This is a genomic window from Zhongshania antarctica (assembly GCF_014202945.1).
Lineage (GTDB): Bacteria > Pseudomonadota > Gammaproteobacteria > Pseudomonadales > Spongiibacteraceae > Spongiibacter > Spongiibacter antarcticus.
In genome coordinates, this window is record NZ_JACHHW010000013.1 from 1 (window position 1) to 13,388 (window position 13,388).

Annotated in this window: 13 protein-coding genes and 1 rRNA gene; 3 read left to right on the forward strand and 11 right to left on the reverse strand. The window is 51.4% G+C overall.

Annotated elements, in window-relative coordinates; translation table 11 throughout:
* Positions 1 to 93 (forward strand): 5S ribosomal RNA (rrf, locus tag HNQ57_RS16495); the annotation flags it as partial.
* 456 nt (positions 94 to 549) lie between these two features.
* Here the strand turns inward: rrf and HNQ57_RS16500 are convergent.
* Positions 550 to 1,881, reverse strand: a complete 1,332-nt coding sequence (locus HNQ57_RS16500) for a choice-of-anchor Q domain-containing protein (protein ID WP_184464839.1) — start codon at positions 1,879 to 1,881, stop codon at positions 550 to 552.
* Between the two features lie 19 nt (positions 1,882 to 1,900).
* Complete coding sequence (locus HNQ57_RS16505; protein WP_184464841.1) at positions 1,901 to 3,232, reverse strand: choice-of-anchor Q domain-containing protein; 1,332 nt, start codon at positions 3,230 to 3,232, stop codon at positions 1,901 to 1,903.
* A 362-nt stretch (positions 3,233 to 3,594) separates the two neighbouring features.
* Between HNQ57_RS16505 and HNQ57_RS16510 the strand changes: the two genes are divergently transcribed.
* Together HNQ57_RS16510 and HNQ57_RS16515 are read left to right on the forward strand one after the other, a co-directional pair.
* Complete coding sequence (locus HNQ57_RS16510; protein WP_184464843.1) at positions 3,595 to 4,200, forward strand: TetR family transcriptional regulator; 606 nt, start codon at positions 3,595 to 3,597, stop codon at positions 4,198 to 4,200.
* A 50-nt stretch (positions 4,201 to 4,250) separates the two neighbouring features.
* Positions 4,251 to 4,649, forward strand: a complete 399-nt coding sequence (locus HNQ57_RS16515) for a DUF8021 domain-containing protein (RefSeq protein WP_184464845.1) — start codon at positions 4,251 to 4,253, stop codon at positions 4,647 to 4,649.
* A 38-nt stretch (positions 4,650 to 4,687) separates the two neighbouring features.
* On the opposite strand, the gene HNQ57_RS16520 is transcribed toward HNQ57_RS16515, so the two are convergent.
* The 9 genes from HNQ57_RS16520 to cyoA form a co-directional block, all read right to left on the reverse strand.
* The gene (locus HNQ57_RS16520; protein ID WP_184464846.1) at positions 4,688 to 5,656 is read right to left on the reverse strand and encodes a D-2-hydroxyacid dehydrogenase; all 969 of its coding nucleotides are present in this window, start codon (positions 5,654 to 5,656) and stop codon (positions 4,688 to 4,690) included.
* A gap of 29 nt (positions 5,657 to 5,685) precedes the next feature.
* The gene (locus tag HNQ57_RS16525) at positions 5,686 to 6,441 is read right to left on the reverse strand and encodes a hypothetical protein (protein ID WP_184464848.1); all 756 of its coding nucleotides are present in this window, start codon (positions 6,439 to 6,441) and stop codon (positions 5,686 to 5,688) included.
* Between the two features lie 80 nt (positions 6,442 to 6,521).
* The gene (locus tag HNQ57_RS16530; protein ID WP_184464850.1) at positions 6,522 to 7,094 is read right to left on the reverse strand and encodes a response regulator transcription factor; all 573 of its coding nucleotides are present in this window, start codon (positions 7,092 to 7,094) and stop codon (positions 6,522 to 6,524) included.
* A gap of 4 nt (positions 7,095 to 7,098) precedes the next feature.
* Positions 7,099 to 8,421, reverse strand: coding sequence for an ATP-binding protein (locus tag HNQ57_RS16535; protein ID WP_184464852.1), 1,323 nt, complete (start codon positions 8,419 to 8,421; stop codon positions 7,099 to 7,101).
* A 91-nt stretch (positions 8,422 to 8,512) separates the two neighbouring features.
* Positions 8,513 to 9,244 (reverse strand): SURF1 family protein, encoded by a 732-nt coding sequence (locus HNQ57_RS16540; RefSeq protein WP_184464854.1) that lies wholly within the window; start codon positions 9,242 to 9,244, stop codon positions 8,513 to 8,515.
* A 3-nt stretch (positions 9,245 to 9,247) separates the two neighbouring features.
* Positions 9,248 to 9,625, reverse strand: a complete 378-nt coding sequence (gene cyoD, locus HNQ57_RS16545; protein ID WP_184464856.1) for a cytochrome o ubiquinol oxidase subunit IV — start codon at positions 9,623 to 9,625, stop codon at positions 9,248 to 9,250.
* A complete protein-coding gene (gene cyoC, locus HNQ57_RS16550; protein WP_184464858.1) occupies positions 9,622 to 10,251 on the reverse strand; it encodes a cytochrome o ubiquinol oxidase subunit III in 630 nt (209 codons plus the stop codon). The genes cyoD and cyoC overlap by 4 nt, the downstream gene beginning before the upstream one ends.
* A 1-nt stretch (position 10,252) precedes the next feature.
* On the reverse strand, positions 10,253 to 12,238 hold the full coding sequence (gene cyoB, locus HNQ57_RS16555; RefSeq protein ID WP_184464860.1) for a cytochrome o ubiquinol oxidase subunit I: 1,986 nt from the start codon (positions 12,236 to 12,238) through the stop codon (positions 10,253 to 10,255).
* Between the two features lie 77 nt (positions 12,239 to 12,315).
* The gene (gene cyoA / locus HNQ57_RS16560) at positions 12,316 to 13,302 is read right to left on the reverse strand and encodes a ubiquinol oxidase subunit II (RefSeq protein ID WP_184464862.1); all 987 of its coding nucleotides are present in this window, start codon (positions 13,300 to 13,302) and stop codon (positions 12,316 to 12,318) included.
* Positions 13,303 to 13,388: the final 86 nt, after the last annotated feature.

The following is a 13,388-nucleotide window of genomic DNA, read 5'->3' on the forward strand; positions in this document are numbered from 1 at the left end:
ACCACCTGATCCCATCCCGAACTCAGAAGTGAAACGTGTCATCGCCGATGGTAGTTTGGGGTTTCCCCATGCGAGAGTAGGTCATCGCCAGGCTTCTAAATAAAACACCCCGTTCAGCTTATGCTGGACGGGGTTTTTTATTTAGGATGCGAGGAGCGTCTCTCACTAAATACCGGGCTCATGCGACGCAGCCTGTACCGCAGGTACGGAGGAGGTGCGATGTAGCGAAGCGGAAGCGTCCCAAAGGGATTGCGAGCACTGCTCGCAACACAAAGTAGGTCATCACTACGCGCCAAACTTTATTAAGTGCTGCAACGCTGGTTTTTTAGTCCTTTTTATAACCCGCAGTACCCGCGGCAGCTCAACGCTAGACGGGAGACGGAAGGCGCAAAAGATAAAATCAACACCAAGTCTCCGGTTCCCAGCCTTACGCAATACCCACAAAAAAGCCCCAGCAAGATTTCCTGCTGGGGCTTTTGTTTTTTTAGCGTTCCCACCTGCCAAGGGGCGTATGCTTAAGCTTTCTTGTCATCGCAAATAGTTGTTGAGTTACGTCTCGTCTTGCATTGCGCCACTATCACATACGTTTTCTCTCTGAGCGCCACGTTGATCTTGAGCGGGGCATCGGTCCATTAGGCCATTTTCAAGTGCGGGACTGGTTGCGAAGGGGGCGTGGGTGTCGGTAGGGCCGCCATTGTCAGCGAGTTCATCTAACTCTGGGTTGGTAGAATTCTGGTCATTTGTAAAATTTAGGTTACAGCTGTCGTCATCGGATATATTGCCGCCGAGTGAGTGGATAGCCGAGATAGTATTTTTACAGTTTGCAGGACCTCGTGTGGAGGTGTTGCCAGCAATTATTGTGTTAATTAATTCGACCGGGCGTCCGAAAACTTCACTGCCAATTTCCTGAAATACCCCGCCAGGATCACCTTGATAGGACGTCGCGATATTGAGTCCGCCACCGCCAATGACCGCGTGATTGTTGACTATAGTGGAGTTGATGATGGTGACTGGGCCGCCGCCGCGTGCATCTATTCCGCCGCCTTCACCTTGTGTGCCGCCGTCATAGGTACTGTCTGAACAGCAATCTTCTAGTATGCGATTGTTGCTAATTGTCGAGTTGATGACCAGACCCGCAGCATCAAAGCGAATCCCACCGCCTTCGCTTTCAGCGGTGTTATCACTGATGGTACTTGAATCTATAATCGCGGAGCTACTTGGCGTATTGAAAATGCCGCCGCCATAGCCGCTAGTGTTGCCGCTAATAGTGCATCGCGTAACGGTTAATTGGCCTTGATTGAAGATTCCGCTGGCGGATCCTCCGGTTATGGTTAGGTCGGAAATAGATAAAATTGCGTTTGGCCCAACACCGAATACTCGGTCAATTCCATTGCCATCTAAAATAGTTTTTCGGGCGCCTGCGCCGCGAATGTTGGTGGAACCAAGGATCGATAGCATTCCAGCATCGGAGGTGCCCTCGGCTACAACGGTTGGTATAAGTGGCGGCTCTATAAATTTATAGTGGCCTGGAGGCATAATTATTACGTTAGTGTGGGTGAATGGATTTGTACTCAGCAGTATTGTGGCATTAGATTCCTGAACGGCTGCTCGTAAACTGCAACCCCCGGTCTCTGTTTCACAGAGGCCATCACCTTGTAATATATCTGGTTCGTCACCCTCGTAATCGACGATAAAGGTGCCCGGTGATGCCGGGCTGAACGGTGGGGAGTTATCCTGACTTTCTTGTGCCGTATTACTTGGGTTTTGATTATTTCCGGGCGAACTTGAGCCTCCGCCGCAAGCACTTTGAAATACCAGTGCAGCTGCAATAAGTAGGCGTGGGACAGTGAATTTTAAAACGCTGCTACAAAAACTATTCATAATTTACTCCAGAAACTTGTCACTCTGATTCGACGGCGCCGATATCACAGGTATTATTTTGGCCGCGAGCTATCCCACGTTGATCAACTGTCGTGCAGGTTTCGATCTTTCCCGCATCTATTGCGGGGCTAGACGGTAATAGTAGATGTGTGTCGGTTGGCCCGCCGTTGTTTGCTAATGGTGCAAGAAAAGGTTCAACGCCCGGTAGGTCTCCCGCCTGATTCAAACCACAGCTGCCGTCGCTGTCTATATTGTTGCCCTGTGACAATATGCGCGAAAGGCCAACCGTCGTTAAGCAATCGGCGCTTTCAACCTCGGCGATATTGTTTGCGATAATTGTATTTTCTAAAATTAAATCAAAGTGTGGAATCTCGGCTGCGCCGGTCACTGGATCCGGCAGGGCGTCAATATATGCAGTGTCGAAATGTACTCCGGCGCCACCTTGGGAGGAGCTGTTAAATACAATTGTCGAATTCCGAATAATAGTGCCGATACCGCGAATGTCGATACCACCGCCTTGCGAGAAAGCGAACGGAACGCCTGTGCCGGCGGGGAGTGGATCTGCTAAACCCAGTGCCTCATTGTGGCTAATGGTCGAGTTTGTGATTGTTCCTCGGGTATCTATGCGTATGCCGCCAGCTTGACCTTCAGCGATATTATGGCTAACCGTGCTGTCGTTTAGCTCTAGACTGCCGAGTGGGTTAACGAATATACCGCCGCCGCCACTGGATTGATTTTCTGTAATCAAAACCCGCGATAGTTTTAAATGCGCCTGAGAGTATATTCCGCCTCCCATGGTGTTGCCGTAACCGCCGGTTATCGTCAAATCGGTGAATGCTGTGTCAGCGCCGCGATGTATTTCGAATACCCGATCTAGTTGTTGGGCGTCAATTATTGTTTCCCTTGCGCCTGCGCCTTGAATCGTCATTGGCGCCGTTATATTGAGTGACCCGGTTGCTTCGCTTGCGATGATTGGTCTAGCGATGGCGGCATCAAGTCCTAAATCACCTGTAGAAAGTGTATTGGGTATTGATAGCGCGTAGGTGCCTTCCGGTATAACTATGGTGTGCGGATTTCCTTCGGAATTCAGCACACTAGAATTCGCCTCCATGATTGCTGCGCGTAGCGTGCATGCGCCCTGCGCGGTCGCACATATTAGATCTCCGGGGGTCTCATCGACTTCGTCATCTGGGCTGTTAACTCTGAGGGCGTGTTCAGGTAGGTTTGTTATGTTCGCTGTTGTTTCCGGCAATTCAGCTTTACTGGCTGATCCACCACAAGCGGTCAGGCTGAGTATAGAAACCAAAATTGCTAGCTTCCGTTTGGTCAGGACATTTCGCGTTATACGCATAATTCACTCCTTATATTTTTATTTTTAACTGTATTTCTAAGCGTAGTGCCCCCCCAAAACAAGCGGCACCGTTCTATTTTCTATTAGGTATATGTCGTGGAACTCCTTTGTTGGCGCCCTAGCGATTAAATACGTTGTTGGTATGACGCAATTCACCATTCGTCATTATTGAGTCCGAGAATGGCATCGCACTAATACTCAGTGTCACCATGTGGTGATTTAGTTAAATGTAACCACGTGGTGACATTTGTGTCAATCTACGTTAGTCTCGATTTCAGTTATTTTTAATTTCGGGCGTGAATGTGAGTGGCAAAATCGAAACTACAGCTAAGAAACTAGGGGGTGGGAAGGGGAATCCGTCCGTGTCTAAAGTGGGTGGCGGCCGAGATCGACTGTTGAAAGCAGCGTTACGTCTAGGCGCTAGGCAGCGGTCGATTGCAAATCTCGGCTTGAGGGAGCTGGCGCGGGAAGCCGGCATGCACCACACGGCAATATATCGCCACTTTAAATCGATAGATGAAGTTGCTGTTGCTTTAGTCGAACCGCTGTCTGCGCAATTGCGAGTAGACCTTCGCTTTGCCCGACGAAGTGCGAATAGAGATGCCAACGATATGATTAGGGCGTCGACACTACGCTATTTTGACTATGTCCGAGAGCATCCGCTTGGTGTAATTTTTTGCGCTAGGGAGATTCATGGCGGTCTGCCTTGCCTTCGTGAGGCATTGCAGAAAATGCTAGATGAATTTGCCGCCGATAGCGCAGAAGATTTGTGCTTGCTTGGCTTAGATAAATTGTTACCTGACTATGAAATGCTCTTAACTTTGACGCGTTTGATTGCGCAGCACACGCTTTTTGCGGCGCTCGATTATTTGGAGCAGAAAGAAAATAGTGACGTAATTGTTGAGCGAACTGTCATATTTGTGGAGTGTTTAATTGCGGGTGCTATTGCTCGTAATCGCAGTACTTGAAGAGTTTTGGGAATCCGATTAGCAGATTAAAATAATTATAAGGATAGAGAGTGAGTGATTTTCGTGCGCAACAAATTGCTATTGTCGAAACGTATTTAGATGCGGGTTTATTGCAGCATAAGCCAGAGAATGTATTGTTCGCTGAGAACTGTACCCGCTGGGAGATGGGCTATGCCACGGGCAGCGGAGCGGCCCAATTGCGCGAGTTGTTAAAAGACCCCGCGTATGAGGGCAATGAGGCGATTGAGAATAGACGCTGGCTGGTAGAGGGCGATGAGGTCGATTGTTTTTATGATTTAAGAATAGCTGGTTTGCCCGAGCCGCTGAAAATAGCCACGCGGTTCACCATTGAGAATAAGTTGATTAGCCGCATTGAAATTTATGTGTGTGCTGGGGAGTTACAACAAATAATCATGGATCAGGTTAAGGCACTGAGTGAAGGTTTATAATAAACGGGTAGCTGATTACGGGTTATTTGGAATAGCACTCAGCATCCATTAACGATATTTATTGCTTCTCCTCGCCGAAAAGCTGCTACGACTCTCACCGATTGATCGATTAGTGCCTGTCGCGCTTCACGGCTGCCCCACGCGTTGTGGGGCGTTACTATTAAATTGGGATGCTTGCAACTGAGCAGTGGGTTGCCATTTCTTGGCGGTTCTTCGGTGAGAACATCCACGCCTGCACCACCGATTAGGTCTTCGTTTAGTGCGCGAGCGAGATCGGCTTCGTTAACAATGCCACCCCTTGCGGTATTGATGAGGATAGCGTCGGGTTTCATTTTTTGCAGTGCAGCGAAATTAATCAAATCGCGGGTTTGTTCATTTAGTGGGCAGTGGATGCTCAGTACATCACATTGCGGGAGCAACGCGTCGAGTGCTAAGCGCGGCGGTATTCGCTCGGCGTCAGTACCGGGGCGAGATTGCCAGGCGAGGATGTTCATGCCCATGGCGCGGCCAAAGTCGGCTACGCCCTGACCTGATGCGCCATAACCAATAATACCCAATGTCTTACCGCTGAGTTGGCGAATAGGCGGGTTCAGTAGGCAAAATTGATTGTGGGTTTGCCACTGTCCTTGCTGCACCGCAGCGTGGTAGCTGGGTAACTGACGCATTAATGCAAGTATGAGCATGGCACTGTGTTCGACTAGTGCGATACTGGAGTAGGCTACGTTATTGCACACCGTCACGCCGAATTCGGCGGCAGCAGCAAGGTCTATGTTGTTGGTGCCGGTGGCGAGTACGACGACTAGCTTCAGTTGTTTGGCGCTAGCAAAATGTTCGCGTTTGAGTTGTACCTTATTGCTAAAAACAACATCTGCTCCGGCAATGCGTTCCGCAATGTCTGCTGCCGGCGTGTGCGGAAAAACATCGGCGCTGTCGACAGCGTTGCGCAATTTTTGCCAGTTCACATCTGCTGGGGCGAGGCTGTCGAGATCGAGAAAAACTCCGTGCATGGCAGGAAAACCTTATTCTATTGGCGTTGCTAGTGGTTTGTAGTCGGCCCGCTATATTTGTCGGTCCAGTGCGGGAAATGCATGCGGTGCGAGGACAGCAATAGCGCCCCAGTTTGAAAAATTATATAGAGCTGTACATTGCCGTAGATCGCAAAGAAGGGCAGCGTCAGCAAGAGATTGGGTACGTGGCAGAAGAGCACCTTGCGCAAATTCCACTCTGGGTAATTGTGCGGTGGCGACACTTTAATGTCCCAGTAAAACTGTTGCCAGTTGCCGTTATAGATGGAAATAAGCGTAATAGTGATGAGTGTTGTCCACAGCAGCGAGAGTTGAAAAAGTTCGCTTAGGGCCCATAAACTAAGAAATAACTGGGCCTGACTCAGCCCCCATATGAGACCAAATAACGTTGTACTTAGCGGGTGCCATTGCCGACCGTCGGTGTAAGTGCCTTTGGCCCAGATGAATCCGTAGGCGCCAATAATAAGGAGGCTGCATAGCGCTAGGCTGGTGAGCCACAGTGGGTCATTGATTTGCTCCGGTGTCACCAATGACCGCGTGAAAACAGCGTCGTTGACCCCGCAGAGTAGAGCGATGAGGGTGGTTGTACAAAAATAAATAATGGCGCGCAGCCAAGCGAGATCGGCGCGGTATTCGCTGTGCTCGGTGCTGCGTTTTAGCAAGCTGATTACGCAGATTACCGCAGTAATAATACAAACGCCGGCGAGCATATACTGCCACGTTTCGGAGAAAATAATACTCGGCGAGAAATAGGGCGCTTGCGACACAGCGGGACTTCCGTGAAATAATTTTTGGAAGTGTCGGACGATCAGTGGTGCAGTGTCAAGCTGGTCTTCGCGATGCGAAGTTATTTTACTTGCTGCTTGGCGAGCTTCCTCGCGAGTGTTCTTCGGTGCATTCCTAAGCGCCGGGCCGTTTCAGATATATTAAAACCTGTCTCAGCAAGTGTTTCGTGAATGCGCTCCCACTCGAGGGTTTTTATCGAGGTAGCGCGGCCGCGAATTTCAACGGCAACATTGCCTTCTGCGTTATTGAATGCGGCTTCGATGTCGTCGGTGTTGGAGGGCTTGGCAAGATAATGACAGGCGCCGAGTTTTACTGCTTCTACCGCTGTGGCGATGCTTGCGTAGCCGGTGAGCACCACAATTAGCATGTCGGGGTCGTGTTTGTGCAAGGCCTGCACGCAGGCTAGGCCAGATGCTTCGCCATCTAATTTGAGGTCCACCACCGCGTAACCGGGAGAGTGACTCTCTAATAAAATAAGTGCGCCGTTGAGACTGCTGGTGCTGAGCACCGAGTAGCCTCGGCGCTCGAAGGAGCGACTCAAAGTTCGCGCAAAAGCCGCATCGTCTTCAATCAGTAATAGGGTCGGTGCGCTGTTGTCGGTGCTTGCATCGGTGCTGCTGGAGTCGTTTGTCATTTGCTTAAACCTCCTTGAGTCGGAGTGCGTCTAGTGGCAGGCGCAGGCTGATTTCGGCGCCGCCATCGTGACGATTGCGGGCGCGTACTTGGCCGCCTAAAATTCGCGCCACATTGAACACAAGGAATAGTCCCAAGCCGCTGCCAGGCCGCCCCTTCGTGGATTGATAGGGTTGACCCAAGCGGTCGAATACTTCTTTGGCGAAGCCGGGGCCGCGGTCGATAACCCGTATCAGCACGTTGTCGTCTTGGCGGGAGACGGTGAGGCCGACCCATTCCGGTGAGGCTTCTAGGGCGTTGTCGAGCAGATTGCAGATGGTTTGTTTTAACACTGTGTCTGAGGCAATATCTAGATCTTCGCCAAATTGATTGTCAAAACTGAATTCACGGACTTTACGGGTGTTCCGCCACTCGTTGAGTAGCTCGTCGAAAAACGCACAGACGCTGGTTTCGCCGGAGGATTCACCACGGGTTTCCCCCGCCGACATAAGAATGCCGCTCACGATGGTTTTACAGCGCTTTACCTGAGTTTGCATCTCGGTGATTTCTTCGTGTAGATCCGGGTCGTCGTTAAGCGCGGGCATATGTCGCCAATCGCCTAAAATGACGGCAATGGTGGCCAGTGGCGTACCAAGTTCATGGGCGGCACCCGAGGCGAGCAAGCCCATGCGCAAGATATGTTCTTCTTCTGCGGCGCGCTGGCGCAATTCGGCCAGGCGGGCATCGTGTTCCCGATGGGTGCGATTAATGCGATTGATGAAAATGACTAGCAGGGCGGCGCTGAGCGCTAAACAGATCAACATGCCCTCAATGTAATAACTGCGGATGCCCAGGTGGTAATCTTTGGGAAGGTCGATGGGGCGACCAGCTTCGGCCAGCCAAAGAAAACACACGGTGGCAACGCCCATAAGTACCCATGCGTAGACTTGGGTCAGGAGTACGGCGGCCAGGCCAATCTGGAGTAAATAGAGAAATACGAAGGGGTTAGTGGCGCCACCGCTGAAGAGGAGTTGTAAGGTTAGTGTGCCCATGTCTACCAGTAGGCCCGTAAACAACTCTGCAGTGCCTACTCGGCGCCGCATTCGCAAACTTAGCTCATTAAATGCATTGAAGGCGACAAGTCCACCTAGCACGCTTAGCATTGGCTGCAGTGGCAGTTCGACGCCAAAGCCGTAATGAGTAACCAAAATGGTGAGTAATTGGCCGAGCACTGCCATCCAGCGCAACTGAACCAGCTGACGCATATGTTTGCCAAGGGTGTCGGTATCGTCGGATTCGGTTTGTCTTAGCAGCTGGTTTACGGCGGCCAGCGCTCTGGTGTCGGTCATTATTGTGTTTCTCCCCGGAGCTATTTTAGCTAAGGCGCTGTAGTGCTTCGTTTGCCAGTATACGCATGACGGGCTGAGTGCGCAGCCGCGTTCAGTCTTTGCTGCGGCGGCCTTCCCGAAACACAATAAAGCCCGCGATCAGTACTGAAAGGGCGAGGCCGTACCAAGTGATCGCGTACACCAGGTGACTATTGTTAAAGCTAATGACGGTGAGGCCGCCGATCGGCGTGTTGGCGCTTTGGCTGTCGTCGCTTTGGGTTTGTGGCGAATTAGCGTCCGCGTCTACGAAATAAGGTGCGGCGCTGATACCAAGGGCGTCAGTAATTGCCTTTACATCCCGTGAATACCAGCGGTTGGTGCTGGGGCTATTTTCACGCAGTACACTGCCGTTTGGCTCGTTAAGCCGGAGCAGGCCGGTGAGGCTTGTGTCGGTCTGCGGTGGCGCCAGTGGCGTGACACCTTGGCCGATATAGCCGCGATTGACTAAAACGATACTGCCATCGTGACGCTGAAAGGGCGTGACTACCCAGTAGCCGCTGCCAAGCTCGGTGGCGGTAACGACGAGGGTGTCTTTGTTCTGGAGGAATTGGCCGCGTAATTCGACGTGACGGTATTCGTCATCGGCCTTATTAACCGAAGGCCAGTCGCGAATACTTGGTGCTGATTCAGCGGGCGCGTGAACGCGGGTTTCGACTTTTTCGATTAAATCTAACTTCCACAATCGGCGCTCTAACTGCCAATTGCCAAGGGCAATAAAGCCCGCAAAGAGGAGCAGGCCGCATAGGCTGATTAGCGATAAGCTAACTATGCGGCGAAGTGACACGGTTTAGCTGCCGCCCGACATCATCGAGGGCATCATATTCACGTTCATGTGGTACATCACCCACAGCGACCCGGCTAAGGTAATGAATAGTAATACCACAGTGAAGATAAGCGACAGCATGGTCCAGCCACCTTCAGACTGAAAATTCATGTGCAGAAAATAAACCATGTGCACCAGAATTTGCACTAGGGCAAAGGCGAGAATGATCAGCACGGTGGTGTTGCGTGAGCTGAATACATCACCCATTACTAGCCAAAAGGGGATGGCGGTAAGAAATATCGAGGCCATAAATCCCAACATATAACCGCTGAAGCTGCTGTGCGGGCCTTCTTCTTCGTGGTGGTCGTGATGCTCATCGTGGTTGTGTGAAAGCTCGCTCATGACAGAGACCCCATCAAATAAACAATAGTAAATACGCCGATCCAAACAACGTCCAGAAAGTGCCAGAACATAGACAGGCAGAATAAACGGCGGCGGTTAGCGGTAGTTAGGCCGTGCTTGCGGAGTTGGAACAGCAAGGTGACCAACCAGATAATTCCGATACATACGTGTAGGCCGTGGGTGCCGACGAGGGTGAAAAAGGCCGACAAGAACGCGCTGCGCTGGGGACCAGCACCTTGGTGTAAAAGATGGTAGAACTCATAGAGTTCTAAGCCCAGAAAGCCTGCCCCGAATACGCCGGTAATAGCGAGCCAAATCATGGTGCCTTTGAGTTTGCGCTGCTGCATTTGCAACATGGCAAAGCCGTAGGTGATCGACGAAAACAGCAGAAAACTGGTGTTTAAGGCAACCAGCGGCAGATCAAATAAATCTGCGCCCGATGGCCCGCCCGCATAGTTCTGGCTTAATACGCCATAGGTGGCAAACAGCGCCGCAAAGATGAGGCAGTCGCTCATCAAATACAGCCAGAAGCCCAGCAGGGTGCCGTTGGCGACGTGATGCTCCCCCTTAACGAGGAAGTCGAATTGACCCGCCTGAACGGCGGGCGTAGCAGTGGAATGAGACATCTTAGGCAAGCACCTCAGTTCGTTTGGATTCGACTTGCTCAACCTCTTCAGCGGGGATGTAGTAGTCGCGCTTGTAATTAAAAGTGTGCGCAATAATGGCAATCATAAGGGCTGCGAACGTCAGGCCGCCGATTAACCACATATGCCAAACCATCGCGAAACCGAACGCTGCGCTGAGGCCTGAGATCACCATGCCGGCGGCGGTATTTTTGGGCATATGGATGGGCATAAAGCCATCAGTTGCATGCTTAAAACCATTGCTCTTCATATGCCACCACGCATCAAGATCGTATACCCGTGGGGTAAACGCGAAGTTGTATTTTGGTGGTGGTGACGAAGTTGACCACTCTAGGGTACGGCCACCCCACGGATCGCCAGTTTCGTCGCGCAGCGAGTCGCGGCGCTTGTAGCTCACATAGAGCTGAACCAAGAAGGCGATAATACCCATGCCGATTAACACTGCGCCACCTAGGGCGATTTGGAACCAAATCTGCAGCGATGGATCGTCGAAGTGGCTCATGCGGCGGGTTACGCCCATAAAACCGAGCATGTAAAGCGGCATAAAGGCGAGGTAGAAACCGATAAACCAGCACCAGAACGAGACCTTGCCCCAGAAGGGTTCCAGCTTGTAACCCGTAACCTTGGGATACCAGAAAGTGATCGCCGCAAAGGTACCGAAGACGACACCACCGATAATGACGTTGTGGAAGTGAGCAATCAAAAATAGGCTGTTGTGCAGCACGAAATCAGCGGGTGGCACAGCTAATAACACGCCGGTCATACCGCCAATCACGAAAGTGATCATAAAGCCGATAGTCCACAGCATGGGGACTTCAAACTGAATGCGGCCACGATACATGGTGAACAGCCAGTTAAAGATTTTCGCGCCCGTGGGAATCGAAATGATCATGGTGGTGATGCCAAAGAAGCTATTCACCGTTGCGCCAGATCCCATGGTAAAGAAATGGTGCAGCCACACGAGGTAAGACAGAATCGTGATGACCAAGGTCGCGTAGACCATCGACGAGTAACCGAATAGGCGCTTACCACTGTAGGTAGAAACGATCTCTGAGAACACCCCAAAGATCGGTAGAATCAGTATGTAAACCTCTGGGTGACCCCAGATCCAAATCAGGTTTACGTACATCATGGCGTTGCCGCCAAGATCGTTGGTGAAGAAGTTCATGTCCAAATAGCGGTCTAAGGACAGCAAGGTCATTACCGCTGTTAATACGGGGAAAGCCGCCACAATCAGAATGTTAGTACACAGCGCGGTCCAGGTGAAAATCGGCATTTTCATCATGTTCATGCCGGGCGCACGCATTTTTACAATGGTGACCACAAAGTTGATGCCGGACAGCAAGGTGCCGACCCCGGCAATCTGTAGGGACCAAATATAGTAATCTACCCCGACCCCGGGACTTTGTAATATTCCGGTTAATGGCGGATAAGCCAGCCAGCCGGATTTGGCGAATTCACCAATAAACAGCGACACCATAATTAGCGCCGCACCGGCACTGGTCATCCAGAAGCTAAGGTTGTTTAAGAATGGGAATGCAACGTCACGCGCGCCGATCTGCAGGGGCACGATATAGTTCATTAAGCCGACCACAAAAGGCATGGCCACAAAGAAGATCATGATCACGCCGTGGGCGGTGAAGATTTGGTCGTAGTGATCTGGGGGCAGGTAGCCGGTAGCTTCACCAAAGGCCATGGCTTGGTGAATCCGCATCATGATAGCGTCGGCAAAGCCGCGCAGCAGCATGATTAGACCCAGGATCATATACATCACGCCGATGCGTTTGTGATCGATGCTGGTAAACCACTCGTTCCACAAATAGCCCCACACCTTGTAGTAGGTGAGCGCGCCAAATAAGGCTATACCACCGAGGGCAGCGACCACAAAGGTCGCGATCAAAATCGGATCGTGAAATGGGATTGAATCAAGGCTTAGGCGCCCGAATATAAGGGTACTGAGATCAGACATGAGAGTTACCGGCGCCCTGACGCGCTAAAAGTGAATGGGACGGACGCTTCGCGACCACGGTAATTGCACAAAAAGAGCTAGTGGGCATGGTGACCCTCGTCATGTGTTTTGGCTGTTGAATTGGCTGAGTTTGGCGCTGCGGCGTCACTTTTGTGGCTGCCGTGGTGCTTCATCATATCCTTCATGCACAGGGTGCCAGGTTCAACGCAGCGGTTGAGAATAGTGTCGTAAAGCTCGGGCGCGACTTCGCGATAGTATTGCACGGGGTTGTATTCGCTAGGCTCAGCGAGTTCGGTGTATACGCTGCGGCTGAGAATGTCGCCGTCGGTTTTGACCTTGTTCACCCACTCGTCAAATTCGATCTCGGGCATGCCGAGGAATTTAAAGCGCATACCGTTAAAGCCCGCACCAGAGTAATTGGCAGAGAAACCGTCGTAGCTACCGGCTTCATTGATGACCGCGTGTAGCTGGGTTTCCATGCCGCCCATGGCGTAGATTTGTCCCGCCAAGGCCGGAATATAAAAGGAGTTCATCATGGTAGTCGCAGTGATTTTGAACTTTATTGGCCGATCAACTGGCGCAGCCAATTGGTTCACCGCGGCAATGCCGTACTCGGGGTAAAAGAACAGCCATTTCCAGTCCATGGCGACCACTTCAACAATAAGCGGCTCAACACCCTCGGGAACGGGGCGGCCTTCGTCAATGCGATCAAGGGGGCGGTAGGGGTCGAGTTGGTGGGTGCTCACCCATGTTAATGCGCCTAACGCAATGATAATGGCCAGTGGCGCAGCCCATATAACAAGCTCCAAATTGGTGGAGTGATCCCAGTCCGGACTGTAGGTGGCGTCTTTATTGGACGCGCGATAGCGCCAAGCAAACAGCAGAGTCAGTACAATGACCGGAATAACGACGATCAGCATAAGAATCGTCGCCCACACAATAAGTTGTGCTTGTTGGGCCGCAATATCCCCCGACGGCGACATAACCACAGTGTCGCAAGCAGACAGCAGGGCCATTCCGATAGTGGAAACGAATATAGTGCGCAGAGCTTTTGAAATTGACATCGCCACTCGCAAGTCCAGATGTTAATAAGAAGACGTAGACTTTAAGGGAATTGCCGCCGAGAGAGAATTGGACAATTTGTCCTATG

Excerpts from the sequence above, each read along its gene's own strand:
- HNQ57_RS16500 (WP_184464839.1), bottom strand. The coding sequence starts at position 1,881 with ATGAATAGTTTTTGTAGCAGCGTTTTAAAATTCACTGTCCCACGCCTA.
- HNQ57_RS16505 (WP_184464841.1), bottom strand. The coding sequence starts at position 3,232 with ATGCGTATAACGCGAAATGTCCTGACCAAACGGAAGCTAGCAATTTTG.
- HNQ57_RS16520 (WP_184464846.1), bottom strand. The coding sequence starts at position 5,656 with ATGCACGGAGTTTTTCTCGATCTCGACAGCCTCGCCCCAGCAGATGTG.
- HNQ57_RS16530 (WP_184464850.1), bottom strand. The coding sequence starts at position 7,094 with ATGACAAACGACTCCAGCAGCACCGATGCAAGCACCGACAACAGCGCA.
- HNQ57_RS16535 (WP_184464852.1), bottom strand. The coding sequence starts at position 8,421 with ATGACCGACACCAGAGCGCTGGCCGCCGTAAACCAGCTGCTAAGACAA.
- cyoD (WP_184464856.1), bottom strand. The coding sequence starts at position 9,625 with ATGAGCGAGCTTTCACACAACCACGATGAGCATCACGACCACCACGAA.
- cyoC (WP_184464858.1), bottom strand. The coding sequence starts at position 10,251 with ATGTCTCATTCCACTGCTACGCCCGCCGTTCAGGCGGGTCAATTCGAC.
- cyoB (WP_184464860.1), bottom strand. The coding sequence starts at position 12,238 with ATGTCTGATCTCAGTACCCTTATATTCGGGCGCCTAAGCCTTGATTCA.
- cyoA (WP_184464862.1), bottom strand. The coding sequence starts at position 13,302 with ATGTCAATTTCAAAAGCTCTGCGCACTATATTCGTTTCCACTATCGGA.